At 69.1% G+C, this 20644-nt stretch carries 16 protein-coding genes and 2 tRNA genes; 5 read left to right on the forward strand and 13 right to left on the reverse strand.

The annotated features are described in order from the left end of the window. From ACHFGS_RS09090 to serS, 11 genes are all read right to left on the reverse strand, one after another. Positions 1-820 (reverse strand): hypothetical protein (locus ACHFGS_RS09090; protein ID WP_394289389.1); only part of this gene is annotated, 820 nt, incomplete at its 3' end. Between the two features lie 109 nt (positions 821-929). Then, on the reverse strand, positions 930-2048 hold the full coding sequence (locus tag ACHFGS_RS09095; RefSeq protein ID WP_394279795.1) for a DUF3322 domain-containing protein: 1119 nt from the start codon (positions 2046-2048) through the stop codon (positions 930-932). Next, entirely contained in the window at positions 2045-5398 is a 3354-nt protein-coding gene (locus ACHFGS_RS09100; protein WP_394279796.1) for an ATP-binding protein, read from the reverse strand. Before ACHFGS_RS09100 ends, ACHFGS_RS09095 begins: the two co-directional genes overlap by 4 nt. Continuing rightward, positions 5395-6054 (reverse strand): DUF4194 domain-containing protein, encoded by a 660-nt coding sequence (locus ACHFGS_RS09105; protein WP_394279797.1) that lies wholly within the window; start codon positions 6052-6054, stop codon positions 5395-5397. Before ACHFGS_RS09105 ends, ACHFGS_RS09100 begins: the two co-directional genes overlap by 4 nt. After that, the gene (locus ACHFGS_RS09110; protein ID WP_394279798.1) at positions 6051-7502 is read right to left on the reverse strand and encodes a DUF3375 domain-containing protein; all 1452 of its coding nucleotides are present in this window, start codon (positions 7500-7502) and stop codon (positions 6051-6053) included. The genes ACHFGS_RS09105 and ACHFGS_RS09110 overlap by 4 nt, the downstream gene beginning before the upstream one ends. Before the next feature lie 66 nt (positions 7503-7568). Beyond that, the gene (locus ACHFGS_RS09115; protein ID WP_394279799.1) at positions 7569-8090 is read right to left on the reverse strand and encodes a DUF1877 family protein; all 522 of its coding nucleotides are present in this window, start codon (positions 8088-8090) and stop codon (positions 7569-7571) included. Positions 8091-8403: 313 nt separating this feature from the next. Beyond that, positions 8404-8492 (reverse strand) — tRNA-Ser (locus tag ACHFGS_RS09120). A gap of 74 nt (positions 8493-8566) precedes the next feature. Next, complete coding sequence (locus tag ACHFGS_RS09125) at positions 8567-9889, reverse strand: LCP family protein (protein ID WP_394279800.1); 1323 nt, start codon at positions 9887-9889, stop codon at positions 8567-8569. Positions 9890-9909: 20 nt separating this feature from the next. After that, positions 9910-9994, reverse strand: a tRNA-Ser gene (locus tag ACHFGS_RS09130). 113 nt (positions 9995-10107) lie between these two features. Next, positions 10108-10998: an HAD family hydrolase gene (locus tag ACHFGS_RS09135; protein ID WP_394279801.1), complete on the reverse strand. Its 891-nt coding sequence runs from the start codon at positions 10996-10998 to the stop codon at positions 10108-10110. Then, complete coding sequence (gene serS / locus ACHFGS_RS09140) at positions 10995-12269, reverse strand: serine--tRNA ligase (protein ID WP_394279802.1); 1275 nt, start codon at positions 12267-12269, stop codon at positions 10995-10997. Before serS ends, ACHFGS_RS09135 begins: the two co-directional genes overlap by 4 nt. A 120-nt stretch (positions 12270-12389) precedes the next feature. Between serS and ACHFGS_RS09145 the strand changes: the two genes are divergently transcribed. From ACHFGS_RS09145 to ACHFGS_RS09155, 3 genes are all read left to right on the forward strand, one after another. Further along, complete coding sequence (locus ACHFGS_RS09145; RefSeq protein WP_394279803.1) at positions 12390-13550, forward strand: diacylglycerol/lipid kinase family protein; 1161 nt, start codon at positions 12390-12392, stop codon at positions 13548-13550. A 61-nt stretch (positions 13551-13611) separates the two neighbouring features. Further along, positions 13612-14979 carry a cryptochrome/photolyase family protein gene (locus tag ACHFGS_RS09150; RefSeq protein WP_394289390.1) on the forward strand — a complete coding sequence of 456 codons (1368 nt, stop codon included), beginning with the start codon at positions 13612-13614 and terminating at the stop codon, positions 14977-14979. A gap of 163 nt (positions 14980-15142) precedes the next feature. Continuing rightward, on the forward strand, positions 15143-16186 hold the full coding sequence (locus ACHFGS_RS09155; RefSeq protein WP_394289391.1) for an LLM class flavin-dependent oxidoreductase: 1044 nt from the start codon (positions 15143-15145) through the stop codon (positions 16184-16186). Between the two features lie 7 nt (positions 16187-16193). Here the strand turns inward: ACHFGS_RS09155 and pheA are convergent, their stop codons facing one another. Continuing rightward, complete coding sequence (gene pheA / locus ACHFGS_RS09160; RefSeq protein ID WP_394289392.1) at positions 16194-17156, reverse strand: prephenate dehydratase; 963 nt, start codon at positions 17154-17156, stop codon at positions 16194-16196. Positions 17157-17405: 249 nt separating this feature from the next. On the opposite strand from pheA, the gene pgm reads away from it, so the two are divergent. Both pgm and galE read left to right on the forward strand, forming a co-directional pair. Further along, the gene (gene pgm, locus ACHFGS_RS09165) at positions 17406-19046 is read left to right on the forward strand and encodes a phosphoglucomutase (alpha-D-glucose-1,6-bisphosphate-dependent) (protein ID WP_394289393.1); all 1641 of its coding nucleotides are present in this window, start codon (positions 17406-17408) and stop codon (positions 19044-19046) included. A 76-nt stretch (positions 19047-19122) separates the two neighbouring features. Next, the gene (gene galE / locus ACHFGS_RS09170) at positions 19123-20100 is read left to right on the forward strand and encodes a UDP-glucose 4-epimerase GalE (RefSeq protein WP_394279640.1); all 978 of its coding nucleotides are present in this window, start codon (positions 19123-19125) and stop codon (positions 20098-20100) included. A 39-nt stretch (positions 20101-20139) separates the two neighbouring features. Here galE and ACHFGS_RS09175 read toward each other — a convergent pair. Then, positions 20140-20644: substrate-binding domain-containing protein (locus ACHFGS_RS09175; RefSeq protein WP_394289394.1), on the reverse strand; the 505-nt coding region annotated here is incomplete at its 5' end.

Consider the following 20644-nt stretch of genomic DNA (forward strand, 5'->3'; position numbering starts at 1 on the left):
GACTGGTCAAGAGCCATCGTGCGTCGTGTCTTTCTGTGAGTAGCTTTAGTCGGTTCTCACTGACCATCGCACGATGGCTCACCACGTCAACGACGTGACACCCAGCACCGAGAACTACACCACCCCAGGGGACGCCACCCCCCTCGGTCGCGGGGTTCGCCTCGATCACGGCTAGCAGCCTCTCCGTCTGGACGAAGAAGCGAGCCGCGTCGGGGCCGATCGCGTGACAGACGCTGCGCATGTCTCGACGAACCTTTCGGAGATCGAACCGGTGGAGGGGTTCGAGGTGGGCCACGCGGTTGCGGAGTCCGTGGACATTGGCAACGCGGGCAACGATGCTGTCGGCCGACCACTCGCCCGGCCAGGCCGGGAACGCGTTATTGATGGCCACGGTCCAGAGTTTCTGCTTCGACTTGTTCGCCTTCGACGGGAGCAGGTAGCGCCACACGCCGAGCGACATCTGTGCCAGCACGTCATCGTGGCTCACCGGCCGGTCGTGGTCCCCGGCGATGCGTCTCGCTCGCGTTGCGGCCTTCGACAACTCAATCTGGTTCATCGCGCGCAGTAGGTAGGGGTGCGGATGCAACAGCCAGTCCGGCGTTCCGGCCATGCCGTCGTTCCAGATGCGCAGCTCGCGATCGATGGCGTTGCGTAGGACGAGCTCGAAGACAAGGATCGCCTCCATCGCGGCGCCCGAAGCACGGACATTCCACTCGAACAGCTCCTGCGCGCGAGCGATGTCACCGCCCGCGTCTACGAGAAGCCGCTGGAACCGAGCGTCGCCGACGAATCGGGAACTCACAGGCTCGATCAGCGACACACAGGCTAGACTAGACGCACAAACACCGGACGCTTCGCGGATCGGTGCTTACACATAAGGGGCCCGGCGCAAGTCGAGGCCCCTTATCCTTTGCGCCGACTGGGAGGCACTAAACCTCAAGCCGCGCGAGTGCGTAGTCCCACGGGATTCGTTCCTGCTCGAGGCGTATGTTCCCCTCGGCGCTCAGCGACTGGAGTGTTGCGCGTTCATCGCGCGTGAGCCGATCGAACACACCGACGTTCGGATCGGGATCGATGCCCCAGAGGTCGCGGTGGTCGAACAGCGTGGCCATCTCCATCAGCGCCGACGTCGCATCCACTCCCCTGGCTCGGAGCCGGTTCAGGATGGCGAACCCGTGCGAGTCCAGATCTCCCCAGTACGTCACGGTCTGAGCCCAAGGCAAGCGGGCGACGAGGTCGACCCGATGGCCACCGCCGTGAATGGCGACCGCTCCAGACATGTCCGGCATCGCGAGTACGGTGGCGAGGTTCTCGAACACAAACACCCGCTCGGGGCGGATCTGACTGGCACCGAGGTCATCGACCGGCGCGGACACATCGGTGAGTCCATGGAAGGAGAGCGACGCATCGAGAACGCGGAGCCGCACGAGCGGTGACGGTTCACGCAGTCCGAGGTTGAGCGCGCCGGTTCCCGCTCGATGCAAGGACTCCACGAGTCCGCGACGAGTCTCGATCCACTTGGTGTGGATTCCCCGAATCGGCAGCTCACGGACCAGGCGACCCGATCCCGGATGCTCGCGCAGCCACGCGAGCACATCGACGAGTCGCCCGAAGTCGTCATCGTCGAGGTCGGCGATGGCGCGCGCATGTGCACGCAGGACGCCGCCCACGTCGAATTCGATGGGTTCCCGCAGTGCATCGAGTCTCGCCCCCAGAACGCGCCAGCCATCAGTCTCGCCGGCGACGCGAGCGATCGCTTCCGCCCCGCGCAGCACCGCACGGACAGGGACTTCCTGCGACCCGATGCGCGACCAGTTGCGAACGACCCACTCGAGTTCGATCCCTGAGGCGTCATCCACGGCTCGCCAGGCATCCACCCACTCGCGGACCCGCTCGAGGTCACGCAGCGCCTCGCGCTCCGTAGGCGGACGCAGCGGAACGTCGAGCACCACATCGGTCTGCTGCTCGGCAGCCCACATGCGCGCATCACGATCGAAAAGCTTCTTCGCCCGTGCGTGCACATCCGTCGGAGTGACGAACGTGGTCACGCGTGCAGCTCCGCATGCGGTGAAGCCTGTGCATCAGGCTCTTCGACGGAAAACACGACGTTCGCGAGACGTGAAGCTCTGCGGTCGGGGTTGGACACCGACGTGATCGCACCCACGTACGGCTCGAGGGTCTGCAACAGCTTCTGCGGGGTGGCGAGGATCATGTGGAAACCGAACTCGCGGAACACCTCCATCGCGTTGCGCGTGTAGCGACTGTCGGCCTTGTCGAACGCCTCGTCGAGCACGATCGACCCGAATTTCGGGACGTCGTCTTCCTCCTCGGTCAGCTGGTACCGCAGCGCGGCGGCGAGGCAGAAGATGACGAGCTTCTGCCGCTGACCGCCCGAGAGTCCTTCGGCGGAGTCATATACGCGCACGACCCGCCCACTGACGTCCTTCTCCCGCGCGAGGAAGCTCACATGGAGCCTCGTGTCGAGCACGCGCACCCGCCAGTCGGAGTCGACGCGGTCTTTGGATCCAAGTCGACCGATCACCCGCTGCAGGACGGCGAAACGTTGTTCCGCACCGGCGGCCGACTCGTCCGACCAGTTGCCCTCGACGATGCGGCGGAGGTCCCCGAGGAAGTCGTCGACCTCCCGGGTGCGCGTCGTCTTCACATCGATCTCGAGGAACCGGTCTGCACCCTCGAACGGCGACCGCCCGAGGGAGGCATTGACGGGGAGGATCCGTTCGCGGATGAGTCCCGGGGCGTCACGGAGGTCGCTGAGCAGGTGGGCGACGACGTCCTGTGATCGCTCGCGCAAAAGCTTCCGGAACTCGGCCTCCTTCTCCGGCAGCCCGCGCGCGAGGATGCCCTCACGCAATTCGCGGTAGCCGTAGCGATCGCGGATGTCGGCGGTGAGGTCGGCGGACGCCGCCGGCCACCCGAGCCGGAACTCGGCAGCGCGTCCGGCGAACCGCGCCTCCGCGTCCGCTGCGCGAGCGGCCGCGGAGTCTTTCTCCTTCGAGAGCGCCGATTGCACCTTTCGCGCGACTTCGTCCACCGTTTCGAGACTCACGGAGCGCCGCTCGGAGTGGAACCGAGCGTCCAGGGCATCCGCGCTCGCCTCCTCGATCGCCTCGGGCACGGTCGCCTCGAGCTCCGCGATCTGCGAGGCGATGCCCTCCACTCGCTTGCGAGCCACAGCGTGTTCGCCGATGGCTAGGGTGTGAGCCGCGTTCGCCCCCTCCAGTCGCTCGGTCGCACGTCCCGCGATCTCCTGCGCCTCGCGGAGGGTGCTGGACTCGTCAGTGAGCGCTCGCAACTCGTCGCGGCGAGCGGCAGTGACCGCCGCGGCGGATCCCAGATCGATGTCCGTCCAGGTGAACGTCGACACACGCGCGAAGACGTCACGGCGGGTGAGTGCGTCCTGCCGACGCGTATCGGCCTCGGCATCCCGAGCCGCCGCCGCCACCATCGCCGCCTTCGCATCGCGTTGACGCGCCAGCAACGCATCGAGCCGCGCCTCGGTGTCGCCGCCCAGCACCCACCGTGTCGCATCGCCGATATCGTGACGGTCGTCCTTCTCATACCTGCGCGAGTTCCTCTTGACGAGACCGCCGACCGTGACACCGCGCTCGACGTCATCGAGCTCGTCAGGGTGCGACACGCAGGCGTAGTCGAACTCGGTGGCCAGGCGCCTGCGGAGGTAGGCACCGAACGGTCCGTCACTCACCACGAGGCGGTGGACGAGCGACCGGGCGTCCTTGGGGCGGCGCGGCTCATCGACGGCGTGCGGCACCGCTTCGATCACGAGCCGCACGCCGAGCGTGCGCGAGTCGGCAGCGCGACGCGCCGCCGCGAGATGCTCGTCGCGCACGAGCAATGTCGTCGACAGCGAGGCCAGCACCCGCTCCGCCGCGCCGCGCCAGAGCGCATGCGGCTCGGCGACCGAGATGAGCTCCCCCGCGAAAGGCAGGGTGGATACCGGAACGCCGACCGCCTCGGCGATGAACCGCCGGGCTCTCAACAGCTTCTCGTCGAGGTTGCTCCGATGGTCTCGCAGCGACTGGATCTGCTTCGTGACGTGATCCAGCGCCCGCCGCGCCTGGCTCGCGGCGTCGCGCACCTCGTGCGGCACCGCGGCGATGTCACGCGTAGCCTCCGCAGCCGCTGCCGCGAGCATCTCCGCGAACTGCTCGGGATCGCCGGGCATCGGAGCCCCGATGCGCGAGAGTTCGGTCGTCAGCTGGGCGCGATACTGCGCGATGATCTCCTCGTCGCGCTGTGCACTGTCGATTCGCTCCTGTAGCAGCTCGACGCGGGCGCCACCTTCGTCCCGGACACGGGCCCTCGCGCTCTCCACAGCTTCCGCCGCTAGCCGTTGCTCGCGCACAGCGTCGGCGAGCGCACTGTCGGCGCGTGCCAGCCCGGCGTGTGCCGGCGCCGCGGCATCCTTCGCGAGCCGTAGCTTGAGTGCCGAGGTGAACGGCTCGACCGCATTGTGCAGGCCCGATATCGCCGACGTCTCGGCGCTGGCCGCGTCGAACGCCGTGATCGCCTCGTCGACTCTGCGCAGCGCATCGGCCTGCTTCCGCAGATCGACCACGTGCCGGTGCGCAGCGTCGAGCTCCGTGAACTGTTCGACGGCCGTCTCGGCGCGCGCGAAGGTGCCCGGCTGGTCGAGCATGAACCCACGGAACAATGCGTCGAGGGTGCCGAGGTTCTTCGCCGACTGGGTCTTATGCAGCAACTGGAGAGTCGCATCGCCCCGGAACCCGAACTGGCGGATGACCCGCTCGTGGAAGCGTCCGTGTCGTCCGCCGGTAGTGATCAACGCATCCGGGAAGGCCTTCGACATGCGGCGCGCATCGATTCCTCCCTCGACGTGCGGCCTGATGTCGAGAAGCTGCAGCTGACCGCGGGCGAAGATCCTGGCATCCTTCAGGGCGGTCGGGTCGGTGCGCGTGCCCGGGGCATGGAAGACCCGCATCAGGACGACGGGTTCGTCCTCCAGGTTCTCGTAGCGCAGCAGGATGCCGCTCCAGGTCGCCTTCGCGCGAAGGTAGCTCGTCGTGGCCCGGTCAGCGGTCTCGTCCGCTTCCTTGCTCCAAGCGCCACGCGCGTAGCTCATGAGCGTGCGGTCGCTGCTCCGAGAGGCGCCGTCTTGAGCGGCGGCATTGAGCCGCAGCCACCGGTCGGGGGTGTACACGGCGGCAATCGCGTCGAGGAGCGAGGACTTGCCCGACCCAGATGCCCCGGTGAACAGGTGCCCGGCGCGCGCGACGTCGACGGCGACGTGGCCGGCGAGCGTGCCCCAGTTGACGAGTTCGATCTGAGCGAGGCGCCACTGGCCGGGCCTGTTCGGATCGATCTCCGGCTCGTCGGGCGGGAAGGTGAGCATCGTCATTCGGTCCCGTCCTCGGCATCCGGCGATACGGCAGTGGCGTCGTCCGCACCTGCGCGTGCGATCCGCTGGTACTCCGCCGTGATCGCGCGGATTTGGTCGGCGTCGACAAGCAATCGCAGCACCGGCGAGATCTCGGCGCGGTCATCGCCGACGGCGTGCAGCACGCGCAGCTTGTTCTGCATCTTGTTCCACGACGAGTTGACGCGGCTCGCGAAGTCCTTCTCATCCCGATCCGGGGTGCGGAAGACGGCGAGCTGTTCGAACACCTCCGCCTGCCCGACGATGACGCGGCCCCTCCCTTCCTCGCTCAGCAAGGTCTGGCGCAGGATGAGCAACATCGCGGTGTCGAGGAACGTGAGCGCCTCGGACCGCACCGCCTTCGGAGCGTCGTCGGACGGAGCGTTTCGGACGAAGGCGAACTCGTTGTCGTGATCGATGACCAGCTCGAGGAAAAGATCGGCGAGTCGCGCGCGGATCACCGTCTCATCGGTGAGCAGCACAGCCCACAACTGCGCCTCGCGGCCGCCGGAGAGGTACGGGCCGCGCACCAGGCGCAACAAGACTCGCCGCGTGCGGTCAGGGAGTTCGCCGGCGTCGCCGCGCCAGAGGCCGGCGTGTTCGGCCTCGATGGCATGCACCGTGGACGGTTCGGTCATATCACCGCTCCTGTAAATCGGTGCGCAGCGACCAGCGCCGCCCGCGCGACTCCGTCGGCGCCCTGCCACGCCAGGATCTCCGGCTCATCTTCGACAGTTCCCTGCTCGGCGGCGATCGACAGAAGTCCGATCACGCTGCCGACTCCCTGCGTCGCGGGATATCGCGCGAGAACGTCGGCGACGGTGCACGACGAGGATTCGGTGAGCAAGTCGTTGACGTTGCGGGTGAGTTCGTCGAAATCGATCTCGGTCTCGCGAGCGATCGCCCGCAATTCCTCGAGGCTCGCGAGCTGCGCGGTGTGCGTAACGACCTCTTCGGTGGCGGCGAATTCCGCGGGATCATGGAGGTCGATCGCACCGACGCTCGCCATCGCGACTGCAGAGAGGTCCAGGGTGAGAGATGTCGGGTGCCATGGCCGCGTATGTGCGGCCGCTTCGACGCCCGCGTGCTGAGCCTCCCGCAGCAGAGTCCTCAGCACCCGGTCCTGCTGGTAGTCCTGCGATTGCACGTAGCGGCGGAGAGCCCGGGCGAACAGCGTGATGACGTCGTGGATCTCGGCGCTTCGACCCTTGAGCGTCGTGAGGAAGGAGCGCAGCACTCGGCGCTCGTCCGCGCTGAGGTCACGAGCGAAGCCGCGGTCGAGAATCCGGCGGACATCGGCCTCGAAGGCGGCTCCGAGTGCGGGGTCGAGGACGAGCTGCGAGAAGGCGGCGAAGCTGCGCCCCGCATCCGAGTCGGAGATGTGGTCGATGCCGCGGAACACCTCGTCCACGACGGATGCCTGAGAGACATCCGACTCCACGATCTTCGCCCGCAGCGACGCGTTCAACGTCTCGAACTCGGCACGCACCCGGGCGAAGTCGTCGGGGACGTCTGCGGCCTGCGCCAGGACATCGCGAACGCGCTCGAGCGCCCGGTCTTCATCGATCGCCGCTTCGTCGCCCGAGCGGAGGCCCTCGATCCGCCGCTCGATCGTTGAGATCTCCTCCTCGAGTAGCGCGATGCGTGCTGAGACATCCGGATCGGTGTCGATCGCCAGGCGGCGCACCTGCGCGGCGAGGCTCGCAAGCCGCGACTCGGTCACGCTCGCACGCGGGGCGGCGCGCCCCTGGAGGAATCTGATGCCCGCAATCGCATCGGGCGACAATTCGAGCGTCTCACCGCGCGCTTCAGACGACGGCCGACGCACGAGGAATCCGGCCGATCGCCACTCTGCGCAGTAACCCTTTGCCGCCAGCGGCAGGTTCATGCCCTTTGCGCGCAGCCGCTCGAGGTCGACGTCGATCCGCTCGTACAACTCCTCCGCATCGACGCGGCGCTCATCTCCACCCAGGTGGATGCCCAAGAGCCCGGCGATTGTCGGTGCGCTGTCCGCACGCAGCAGCTTCCACGCAGCGTCACGTTCGACGAGCTGAGCGAACTCGAGAACGTGGGCGACGGCGGGCACGGATCCATTCTGTCCGAGTGCGCCGACATCAGCTGACGTCGCCGCCCGCGGTGACCTTCCGACGTGTCACCCGATCATGTAGACCATTCCGCGACCATCCGCCGCGAGCGCCGTGACGAACTCTTTGGCACGTTTGAGGAAGTCGCTCACATATCGGATCTCATCTTCCGGATCCGCACCGAACGGGCTTCGCCAGTCGACCGCCCAGGCCCGCACCCGAGACTCGTCGAACGCACAGAGGTCGTCGCGGATCGCCGGAATCTCCTCGGGCGTGATCGTTCTGATCCATGGGTCCCAGCCCATGTCGTGCATTATGACGCGTCCCTCGAACATGCGGTATGCCTTCGCCTCTCCGCGAGCACCCGACGGCGGATCGGTGAGCGATTGCAGAGCGGACCACGCCTTGTCGAGATAGAGCATGTCGCGCTTCGGCGACGTCTGCTCGAACATCGTGATGCTCACGCTGGCGTGCGGCTCCATCCCCCACGCATCCGCGAGCGGATCGCTCGACAGAATGCTGTGCGGTTCATCGATGGCCTGCTGAGTGAGTTCGGCGTCGAATGCATATGCGTAGTAGCGGATTCCCATGCCGCGAGCATCGAGGTCTGAACATGGTCGCGATCGCGCTCAGTAGGCGACTGGGGACAACTCGCGTGAAGTGCCCGCTGTGGAGGAGAAGGTGGGAAAAGAAGTACTCGCGGAGACGGAGGGATTTGCGCTCTCAGTCCCGCGCTGACGCGGCCGAAACGGCGAGTCGAACGACCGCGGCGAGCAGAAAGCTGAGTGCGACCGCACATGATCGCCAGAATGCTCAACACCAGCCACGTCAGGTACGTGGCAGAAGTGGCAGATTTCGTGGCAGAACCGGAAGAGAAAGACCCTTGATCAGGAATTTTTAGAGCGGAGACGGAGGGATTTGAACCCTCGGTCCCCGTGAGGGGACTCCACCTTAGCAGGGTGGTGCACTAGGCCTGACTATGCGACGTCTCCAGGCATCCGACCGCGCGCGGCGCGGATGCACCCAGCAAGCATAACCGCTCCGCGTGCCAGCGCCGAACCGACGGTCAACGCTCGGCGACGGTACAGGTGACCTGGTTCGCGGATTGGCCGTTGATCTCGCTCGGCAGCTCCACCGCGTCGCCCGACGCGGTCGGAGCGGGGGTGGACGTGACATCCGGCGTCTCGCCGGCCTCGCCGTCCGGGCTCTCGGTCGCGGTCGGAGCGGGGGTCTCCCCCGTCGCCCCGTCGCCGGCCTCACCGACGACCTCCACGCCGTTGCCGCCACTGGCGTTTCCGGTGACGCGGATCGCCTTGTTCTCCTCGAGCGCCGTGAACAGCACGTCGGCGGCGGAGCTCACCGGGAGCACGCGACCCCCACCGGGCGCATACGTCGTCGGGTACTGCACGAAGACGATGTCCTCGTAGGGCACATCGGCGACGGCCATGGCGATCTGCGCCATCCGCTGCGGGTTGGTCAGCGACTCACTCAGCGTCAGCTGGCCCTCGTTGACCTGTCGGACGGCGGTATTGGCCAGGTTGATGAGTGCCGGGTAGTTCGAGAGCGTCGCGGTCGACTGCAGCTTGCGCACGAGCGAGCCCATGAACTGCTGCTGGTTCGAGATGCGCCCGAGGTCCGACCCGTCGCCGATGCCGTGACGGATGCGCAGGAACTGCAGTGCCTCGGCGCCCACGAGCGTGTGCTGGCCGGCTGCCAGGTTCAGCCCGGTGTGCGTGTCGGAGATGTCGTCGCTGACGCACACATCGACACCGCCGATCGCGTCGGACATGTTGATCACGCCGGTCCATCGAATGGATGCCGCGAACTGGACGTCCACTCCGGTCAGCTCTTCGACGGTCGACACGGTGCAGCCGAGACCGCCGTACATGTACGACGCGTTGATCATCTGCGCACTCATCGCCGAGTACGAGCCACCCGTCTCGGGGTTCTCGCACGAGGGGATCGGCACGATCATGTCGCGGGGGAAGGACACCACGGTCACCCGGCGCGGCTCATCACTGATGTGCAGGAGCATCGTGACGTCGTTGCGCTCACCGCCGTCGTCCTTCTTGCACCGCGGGAACAGGGCGAGATCCTGACCCTCGCACGAGTCGGTGCCGACGACGAGCATGTTGACGCCGCCCTCGATCTCACCGATGTGCGGGGGAAGCGTCTCGTCGCCGATGGACACGCCGCTTTCGCCGAGGGCGCGCGCAGCATCCCACACGTAGAAACCGCCGATGGCGCTGACGCTCACGACGACCACCGCGAGGATCGCGCCGGCGATCGTCAGCAGCTGGACGAACGGGTTGGGAGAGGTCAGCGCACCGTGACGCGCGACGGGCTGGCGCCGGAACTTCGACGCTGTCGCCCTGGGCTTTGCGCTCACGGATCACCTTTCACACACTGCGGAGGGTGTGGGATTCGAACCCACGGGACATTGCTGCCCACCGGTTTTCAAGACCGGGTCCTTCGGCCGCTCGGACAACCCTCCCGACCGCGCCTTGCGGCATGGTCGAACAGGCGTCGAGTCTAGCGGACCCCAGAAGTCCCTCATTCTCGCGGAACCGGCTGTGGGCGTGCTGAAAACGGGTAGCCGGTGCGACCTCAGAGCGCGCGGAGGATCGCGCTGACGCCGCCCTCGGTGACACTGCCGGTGTGCTCGGACGCCTCGCTCAGCACTTCTTCGGGGCCCTGCCCCATCGCGATCGCACGGCCGCCGGCGGCCTTCGCCCAGCGGAGCATACCGATGTCGTTGCGTCCGTCGCCGATGACGAGGACGGATGCCGCGTCGATCCCGAGCCAGGTTCGCACCCGTTCCAGGGCCGTGGCCTTGTCGATGCCCTGCGGGGCGATGTCGAGCCACGCCGACCAGCCGACGGCATACGACACCTCGTTCAGTCCGATGCGGGACACGAGCTCCACGAAGTCGTCGTTGTTGTCGTCCTGCGAGACGACGACCACACGAGAGACCGGCTGCGCCGACAGCTCGGTGAAGTGCACCTTCTCGGCCGAGGCGAGGTTCCAGTCCTCGATGTCATCGGTGTAGAGCCGGCGCCCGTCAGGCAGCTCGACCATGTAGTGCGCGTGCGGCAGGTGGTCGCGAAGGAGCTCGAGCACCTGCGACGCGTCGAACTCCTCGGTGTGGAACCGGACATAGCCCTCAGCCTCCCGTTTGAGGATGACGGCCCCGTTCGAGCAGACGACGTACTCGGGCGTGAGCGCGAGACCCTCGAGGATGTGACGGGTTCCCTCCCACGACCGCCCGGTGGCGAGCATGACCTCGTGGCCGGCGGCGTGCGCGTGCGCGACCGCTTCGACCACGCCCGGGCTGAAGGACTCGTCCTCGAGCACGACGGTGCCGTCGATGTCGAGCGCGATCAGCAGACGCTGCGAAGCGGATGCCGCGTCGGCGACCTCCTCGACCACCTCAGCGGCGTCCTCGGGCGCCACGACCTCGACTTCGCCGGTCGCCGGCACACCCGCTGCGGACGTCACGCGATGGGCTCCGCGACCTCGAGACCGCCGAGGTACGGGCGCAGCACCTCGGGGATGACCACCGAGCCGTCGGCGCGCTGGTGGGTCTCCAGCAGGGCGACGATCCAGCGGGTGGTCGCGAGGGTGCCGTTGAGGGTCGCGACGGGAGTCGTCCGCGCCGCGCCCTCGGCGGTGGGCCGGTAGCGGATGTCGAGACGCCGGGCCTGGTAGGTGGTGCAGTTCGAGGTGGAGGTGAGCTCGCGATACGCGCCCTGCGTGGGAACCCACGCCTCGACGTCGTACTTCCGCGCGGCGGACGAACCGAGGTCGCCCGCGGCGACGTCGATGACGCGGTAGGCGAGTCCGAGGTCCTGGAGCATGCGCTCCTGCATCTCGACCAGGCGCAGGTGCTCGGCCTCGGCATCCTCCGGGGTCGTGTAGACGAACATCTCCAGCTTGTTGAACTGGTGCACACGGATGATGCCGCGGGTGTCCTTGCCGTGCGAGCCGGCTTCGCGGCGGTAGCAGGTCGACCATCCGGCGTAGCGCTTGGCGCCCGCCTCGAGGTCGAGGATCTCGCCCATGTGATAGCCGGCGAGGGGCACCTCGCTCGTGCCCACGAGATAGAGGTCGTCGTCATCGAGGTGGTAGACCTCGTCGGCGTGCTGACCGAGGAACCCGGTGCCGCGCATGACCTCCGGGCGCACGAGAGTGGGCGGCACCATCGGGATGAACCCGGCGGCGAGCGCGCGCTCGAGACCGAGGTTCATGAGGGCGATCTCCAGCCGCGCACCGATGCCGGTGAGGAAGCTGAACCGTGCTCCCGACACCTTGGTGCCGCGCTCCATGTCGATCGCGCCGAGCAGTTCGCCGATGGCGAGGTGGTCACGCGGCTCGAAGTCGAAGGTGACGGGCTCACCGTGGGTGCGGATCGTGACGAAGTCGTCCTCGCCACCGGCGGGCACGCCGTCGATCACGATGTTCTCGATCTTCGCGAGCGCAGCGGCAGCGGCTGCCTCCGCGGCGGTCACGGCCTGCTGGGCGGCCTTGACCTGTTCACTGAGCTGCTTGGCCTGTGCGACGAGCGCCGCCTTCTCCTCCTTCGGCGCCTGCGCGACGGTCTTGCCGTGCGCGTTCTGCGCGGCGCGGAGCTCTTCGAAGGCGGTGATCGCGGCGCGACGCGCACGGTCGGCCTCGAGGGCGGCGTCGACGGTGTCGGGCGATTCGCCACGCGCCTCCTGCGAGCGCTTCACCAGGTCGGGGTCGTCACGAAGAAGGGCCAGATCGATCACCCGGCAAGTCTAGTCGCGCCGATGCCCGCCTCCCCCGGGCTCGCGCGGGGCTTTCTGCACCGGTGACGGACCGGGCGCAAGGCCCCCGCGGCATCCGCTCCCGGGCAATACTGTGGTGCCATGGCGACCGACCCCGAAACGACTCCCGACGACCAGCCCGAGGCCCCCGCTGCAGAGGGAACGGGCGACGTGCTGCGCGAGCCCGGCGACGTCTCCCCCGACACGACCGACGGTGAGGGCGGCGAGGCACGCCGCGTCGACGAGTCCGGCTCCACCGAGCCCCTCGCCGACGAGGACGGCCGGCCGAGCCCGAAGGCGGCGCTCGTCTACAACCCGACGAAGGTCGACGGCGACGAGCTGCGTGAGCTCGTGGCATCCCACGCGAAGCAGGCGGGATGGTCGGAGCCCCTCTTCTATGAGACGACGGTCGACGACCTCGGCGACGACGTGACCCGGCAGGCGCTGGAAGAGGGCGTGGATGCCGTGCTCGTGGCCGGCGGTGACGGCACCGTCCGCGCGGTCAGTGAAGCGATGACCGGCTCGTCGGTGCCGCTCACGATCGTGCCGAGCGGCACCGGCAACCTCCTCGCCCGGAACCTCCGCCTTCCGCTCGACGACGCGGAGGCGATGATCGCCGCGACCTTCGAGGGCGACACCCTCACGATGGATGTGGGACTCGCGCAGATCCGCCGCCCCGACGGGGAGTCGCGCGAGCACGCGTTCGTCGTGATGGGCGGCATCGGCCTGGATGCCGCGATGATCGCGAACACGCGCGGCGACCTGAAGAAGAAGATGGGCTGGGTCGCCTACGTCGACGGCGCCGCTCGCTCGCTCTCGCAGGCCAAGCCTTTTCCCGCGCTCTATCAGGTGCCCGGGCAGCGCCCCCACCGCTCGAACGTGCAGAGCATCGTCTTCGCCAACTGCGGGTCGCTGCCCGCTGGTCTCGAACTGATCCCCGAGGCGTCGATCACCGACGGACAGCTCGACTTCGCCGTCTTCCAGCCGCGCAGCGCCCTGGGCTGGCTGCTGGTGTGGCGTCGCGTCGCGTGGGACAACAGCGTCCTGCGCCGGTTCCGCGCCGGTCGCCGGATCCTGGCCCTGCGTACGGCCGACAACGCCGTGCGCTTCACGAAGGGCAAGGGCATCGACATCGCCGCCGGCGACGCACAGCCCGTCGAGCTCGACGGCGATGAGTTCGGCGAGGCGACCCACATCGCGGTGCGCGTCGTCGAAGGTGCGCTGACGGTCGCGGTCCCGAAGGGGCACAAGGCTACGGTCTGACGCATCGACCGGGCATCGTCAAGGGGCGGCGCCGGCGGCATCCGCTCGACAGGATGAGGGGATGTCGTCCCCCTCGATCGTCTGGTTCCGCGATGATCTGCGCCTCGCCGATCACCCCGCATTGCGCGCTGCGCTGGACCGCGGCGAACCCGTCATCGGGCTGTACGTGCTCGACGAGCAGTCGCCCGGGGTGCGGCCGCTCGGGGGCGCGGCGCGGTGGTGGCTGCACCACTCGCTCGCCTCCCTCTCCGAGCGGCTGCGCGAGCGGGGCGGTGTGCTGATCCTCCGCCGCGGCCCGGCCGCCGAGGTGGTGCGGGACGTCGTGACGGATGCCGGTGCGGGCGCCGTCTTCTGGAACCGCCGCTACGGCGGGCCGGAGCGCGACATCGACGCGAGGCTGAAAGAATCGCTCCGCGCCGACGGCGTGGAGGTCGCCTCGTTCGCAGGGTCCCTGCTGTTCGAGCCGTGGACGGTCACGACGGGTGCCGGCACGCACTTCTCCGTCTACAGCCCGTTCTGGCGCGCCTGCCTCTCGCTGCCCGCCCCGCGCGCGCCTCTGCCCGAGCCGCGGGAGGTGCCGGCCTCCGGCCGCGCGCCCGCGTCGGAGTCGCTGGACGATTGGGGGCTGCTCCCGCATGACCCCGACTGGGCGGGCGGGCTGCGCGAGACGTGGGAGCCGGGCGAACCGGCCGCGCGACGCCGATTGCGGGAGTTCCTCGCCGAGGACGTCGGCGCGTACGACCGTGCGCGTGATCGGCCGAGCGCGGGTGCGACGTCGCTGCTCTCGCCGCGGCTGCGGTGGGGCGAGCTCAGCCCGCACACGGTGTGGCACGCGGCGATCGAGGCGCACGACACCAGCCGCTTCCTCTCCGAGCTGGGGTGGCGCGAGTTCGCCTGGCACACGCTGTACCACTTCCCGGAGCTCGCGACGAAGAACCTCCGGCGGGAGTTCGACGCATTCCCGTGGCCCCGCTTGAAGCCGACGGCGCTCCGCGCCTGGCAGCGCGGCGAGACCGGCTATGCGATCGTCGACGCGGGCATGAAAGAGCTCTGGCATACCGGCTACATGCACAACCGGGCGCGGATGGTGACGGCATCCTTCCTCATCAAGAACCTGCTGATCGACTGGCGTCACGGCGAAGAGTGGTTCTGGGACACGCTGGTGGATGCCGACGGTGCCAACAACCCGTTCAACTGGCAGTGGGTCGCGGGTTCGGGGGCGGATGCCGCGCCGTATTTCCGCGTGTTCAACCCGGAGCTGCAGGCGCAGAAGTTCGATCCCGACGGTCACTACATCGCGCAGTGGGCGCCGGAGCATCGCGGCGAGGAGGGTCTCGCGCCCGCGCCCATCGTCGATCTGAAGGCCACACGCCAGCGCGCCCTCGCCGCCTACGAGCAGGTCAAGCAAGCCGCCCGCTCCGGCAACTGAGGGGCGAACGACCGCGCCGCGAGCGGACCCTGAGGGCCTGCTCCCGCGGCGCGCGACATCGACCGCCTCGCCCGGTACCTCATCGACGGCGTCATCATCGTGCCTGCCGCCGTCGCCGAGCCCGCCGGGAATGCTTCGGCGCGGCATCCGGTTGGACCGTGCGATGAGCACTCCTGCCCCTGCCCTGTCCGTTCTCGACCTCGTCCCGGTCCGCTCCGGGCAGACCAGCGCGCAGGCGATCACGGCCGCACTCGGCACCGCAGAGCGCGCCGACGAGCTGGGCTATCGCCGTTACTGGTTCGCCGAGCACCACAACATGCCCTCGGTCGCCTCGACGACCCCGCCCGTCCTCATCGCCGCGGCCGCCGCGCGCACCCGGAGAATCCGGGTCGGCTCGGGCGGCGTCATGCTCCCCAACCACTCGCCGCTCATCGTCGCCGAGCAGTTCGCCGCCCTCGAAGCCCTCGCGCCGGGGCGCATCGACCTCGGCATCGGACGCGCGCCCGGGTCCGACCCGGTCATCACGCAGCTGCTGCGGCAGTCGGGCACGACGAGCGACGTCGACCGGTTCCCGCAGAACGTCACCGACATCCGTTCGCTGGTGTCAGCCGAGGGCGCCTCGGTGCGGTTCACCTCCGGCGGCACGTACGACGTGCACGCGACACCGGCCGCGACGAGCACCCCCGAGGTGTGGCTGCTCGGTTCGAGCGACTACTCCGCGCAGCTCGCGGCGGGCCTCGGCCTGCCCTACGTGTTCGCGAACCACTTCGCGGGGGAAGGCCTCGAGCGCGCGCTCGACCTCTACCGCGGTCAGTTCCAGCCCTCCGACACGCTCGATGCACCCCGCACGTTCCTCACCGCGAACGTCGTCGCGGCCGACACCGCCGAGGAGGCGGAGGCGGCCATGCTGCCGCAGGCCCGCATGATGGCCCGTCTGCGGGGCAACCGCCCGCTCGTGCCACTCGAGACCGTCGAGCAGGCGGCGGCCGCCGCGGCCGCCGACCGCCTCGCGGCTCCCGTCCTCGACGCGTTGCGCTCGCGCTGGTTCATCGGCACCGGGCTCGACGTCCGCGCGAAGCTCGCGGAGTTCGCCGCGCGCCACGGCGTCGACGAGGTGATGATCTCGCCCGTCGCGGGTGCACGCGATGACGAGCCGATGGATGCCGCGCCCGCGCGCCTGCGCACCCTCGAACTGCTGGCGGCGTGAGCCCGATTCAGGCTTCGGGCGCGCCCGACACCAGTCCGCGGAGCCAGTCCCGCGCCTCGACGAACACGTCGTCGGAGTAGCGCTCGGGATAGCGGACGATCGCGCGGTCCGCGCGGGGGTAGGACCCCAGGTACATCACCCGCGGCGAGAAGCGGCGCAGCCCGAGGAGGGCGTCGGCCATGCGCTCGTCCTCGATGTGACCGTCGGCGTCGATGACGAAGCGATACCGCCCCAGCGCGTCGCCGATGGGCCGCGACGCGAGAAGCGACAGGTTGATGCCGCGGGTCGCGAACTGCTCGAGCAGCTCGAGCAGGGCGCCCGGGTGATCCTCGGGCAGCTCGACGATGAGCGAGGTCTTGTCGGCGCCGGTGGGCGCGGGCGGCGGCGCCGTGCGACTGACCAGTACGAACCGGGTGACCGCGTTCGGGTTGTCGCCGATCTTCTCGGCCAGCAGTTCGAGCTCGTGGAGTTTCAGGATGCCGGGAGGGGCGATCGCGGCATCCGCATCGATCGCGTCCTCGACGATGCCGACAGCGGCGGCGACGTTGCTCGCGGCGGGGATGTGCGCGTGCTCGGGCAGGTTCTGGGTCAGCCAGGTCAGGCACTGCGCGTAAGCGACCGGGTGCGCGGCGACGACCGACACGTCCTCGAGGCGTACCCCCGGCTTCGCGACGAGCACGAACTCGACCGGGACCAGGTACTCCCCCACGATCCGCAGGCCCGGGACCGTAGCCAGGGCGTCCTGCGTCGTCGAGACCCCGCCGTCGACGGAGTTCTCGATCGCGATCATCGCGGCATCCGACCTGCCCTCGATGACGTCGGCGAGCGCTTCACCCACGTTGTGGACGGGCCGCCAGGTCTGATCACGCGCTTCGGGCACCTGCGCGAGGGCCGCCTCGGTGAAGGTGCCGGCGGGTCCCAGGAAGCTGTACGTGCGTCTGATCGGGTCGACCGAGGGCTCGGAGGTCACGGGGGCAAGCCTAGACCGGGCACTTCAGCGCGCAGAACCACCAGAACGGGTGGCCGATCCGGACGGCCTGCGGGCGCGTTGAGCCGGAGACTGGGCGACGGCTCGCTGATCTGGGGAGACGGCGGGCTCCGCCTCGATCGGACAAGCGTTCACGGGCACCAAGGCGTCCTTCGCGCGATGCGCGCACGCTGAACGCCTTCGCGCAAGAGACGGCGCCCTCAGAGCCGCCTCACCTGGCAGACTGAGCGCATGAGCCGCGCCGGACAGCCTGCCGAATCCTCAGACCTCATCGACATCGATGAGCTGATCAACGCCTATTACGACAAGAAGCCGGATGCCACGGTGCCGGCGCAGCGGGTCGCGTTCGGCACGAGCGGCCACCGCGGGTCGTCGCTGTCGACGAGCTTCAACGAGGACCACATCCTCGCGACGACCCAGGCGATCGTGGAGTACCGCGCCTCGCAGGGCATCACGGGTCCGCTCTTCCTCGGCCGTGACACCCATGGCCTGTCGCGTCCCGCCGAGCGCACCGCGATCGAGGTGCTCGTCGCCAATGGCGTGGACGTCCGCGTCGACGCGCGTGACTCGTGGGTGCCGACCCCCGCGCTCAGCCACGCGATCCTCACCCACAACCGCGGTCTCTCCGAAGACGACCCGTCGCGCGCCGACGGCATCGTCGTCACCCCCTCGCACAACCCGCCCCGCGACGGCGGCTTCAAGTACAACCCGCCGCACGGCGGCCCCGCCGACACCGATGCGACCGGATGGGTCGCCGGCCGCGCGAACGAACTCATCGCCGGCGGGCTGGCCGACGTGAAACGGATCCGCTACGCCGACATCGACGTCGACACGCTCGGCGAATACGACTTCCGCGAGCACTACGTCGCCGACCTCGCCTCGATCATCGACCTGCCCGCGATCGCGAAGTCGGGCGTGCGGATCGGCGCCGACCCGCTCGGTGGCGCCTCGGTGGAGTACTGGGCGCTCATCGCGGAACGCTACGGCCTCGACCTCACCGTCGTGAACCCCGAGGTCGACCCGACCTGGAAGTTCATGACCCTCGACTGGGACGAGAAGATCCGCATGGATCCGTCCTCCCCGTCGGCGATGGCTGCCCTCGTCGCCCGCCGCGACGAGTTCGACGTCCTCACCGGCAACGACGCCGACGCCGACCGTCACGGCATCGTCACGCCCGACGCCGGGCTGATGAACCCCAACCACTTCCTCGCGGTCGCGATCGACTACCTCTATCGTCACCGTGCCGGATGGCCGGCGGATGCCGCGATCGGCAAGACCCTCGTCTCGTCGATGATCATCGATCGCGTCGCTTCGTCGCTCGGCCGCACCCTCATCGAGGTGCCGGTCGGCTTCAAGTGGTTCGTGCCCGGTCTCATCGACGGCTCCGTCGCGTTCGGCGGCGAGGAATCTGCGGGCGCCTCGTTCCTCCGCAAGGACGGCACGGTGTGGACGACCGACAAGGACGGGATCCTGCTGTGCCTGCTCGCGGCCGAGATCCTCGCGGTCACCGGCAAGACGCCCTCGCAGCGGTACGCGGAGCTCGAGTCCGAGTTCGGTGGCGCCGCATACGCCCGTGTCGACGCACCGGCATCCGCTGCACAGAAAGCCGCGCTGTCGAAACTCTCGGGCGACGCCGTGACGGCGACCGAGCTCGCCGGCGACCCGATCACGGCGAAGCTGTCGCACGCGCCCGGCAACGGCGCCGCGATCGGCGGCCTCAAAGTGCAGACCGAGTCCGCGTGGTTCGCCGCCCGCCCGTCGGGCACCGAGGACGTCTACAAGCTGTACGCCGAGTCGCTGCGCGGCCCCGAGCACCTCGCGCAGGTGCAGGCGGAGGCGCGCGCGGTCGTGACCGCGGCCCTCGAGGGCTGACGCGGGCGGATCCGGCGGGATTCTGCGGGGTCGGTGCGCGCGGGGAGCCTCCGCTCAGCGCAACTAGGCTGATGGCATGAGTTGGCTGGTCACCGGCGGCGCCGGGTATATCGGGGCGCACGTCGTCCGCGCACTGTCCGAAGCGGGTCTGAGCCCCGTCGTCATCGACGACCTCTCCAGCGGTCACGCCTCGTTCGTGCCCGAGGGGGTGCCGTTCGTGCAGGGCACGATCCTCGATCAGCCGCTCGTGACGAACACCCTTCGTCAGCACGACGTCGAGGGCGTCATCCACGTCGCGGGCTTCAAGTACGCGGGTGTCTCGGTGGAGCGCCCGCTGCACACCTACGAGCAGAACGTCGAGGCGACCCGCGTCGTCCTCGCGGCGATGGCGGATGCCGGTGTCTCGAACATCGTGTTCTCTTCCAGCGCTGCGGTCTACGGCACCCCCGACGTGCCGCTCGTCACCGAGGACCTGCCCAAGCGCCCCGCCTCGCCGTACGGCGAGTCGAAGCTCATCGGCGAGTGGCTCATCGCGGCGCAGGGCGTCGCGACCGCGGCATCCGACCATCCTCTTCGGCACACGTCGCTGCGCTACTTCAACGTCGTCGGCTCGGGTGACCCGACCGTCTACGACACGAGCCCGCACAACCTGTTCCCGATCGTCTTCGAGATGCTGCTGGCCGACAAGACGCCGCGCATCAACGGCGACGACTACGACACCCCCGACGGCACGAATGTACGCGACTACGTGCACGTCGCTGACATTGCGGCGGCGCACGTCGTCGCGGCGCAGCGCCTCGCGGGTGGACAGTCGATCGAGCCGGCCTACAACCTGGGCTCGCAGAACGGTCTGTCGGTGCGGGAGATCATGGACGCCGTCGCCCGCGTCACCGGGATCCCGTTCACGCCCGAGATCGGCCCCCGCCGCCCCGGCGACCCCGACCGCATCGTCGCGACGGGCGAGCTCGCCGCGCGGGACCTCGACTGGGCCAACCGCTACACGGTCGACGAGATGGTCCGCACCGGCTGGGACGCCCGCCGCGCCGCGAGCTGACGGGTCGCCGCTCCGTCCATCGGCGCAGACCCCGGCAGGTCAGCCGGAGGCGCGCGCGACCAGCGTCGTCGGGACGACGGTGCGGCTCGGTTCCCCGCCGGTGAGCGCGTCGGCGAGCGCGGCGACGGCGGCCTCGCCGAGGGCGTCGAAGTCCTGGCGGACGGTGGTGAGCGGGGGGCGGTAGTCCGCGGCATCCGCCACATCGTCGAATCCGATCACCGCGACCTGATCGCGGCCGGCCTCGGCGAAGGCGCGCAGCACGCCGAGCGCCATCTGATCGTTCGCGGCGAAGACGGCGTCGACATCGGTTCGCGCGGCGAGTGCGGTGCCCGCATCGAACCCGGATGCCGCGCTCCAATCGCCCCGCATCACCTCGATGACCGGCTGCCCGCCGTGCGCCTCCCGCCAGCCACGCTCGCGCTCGGCGGCGGCGAACGACGACTCCGGCCCGGCGACGTGCGCGACCGCGCGATGGCCGGCGTCCAGGAGCCGGCGCGTGGCCGCGAGCGCACCGCCGTGATGGTCGGACTGCACCGAGGACATT

Origin of the sequence: Microbacterium sp. (assembly GCF_043427715.1) — a bacterium.
In the GTDB taxonomy this organism is placed as follows: domain Bacteria; phylum Actinomycetota; class Actinomycetes; order Actinomycetales; family Microbacteriaceae; genus Microbacterium.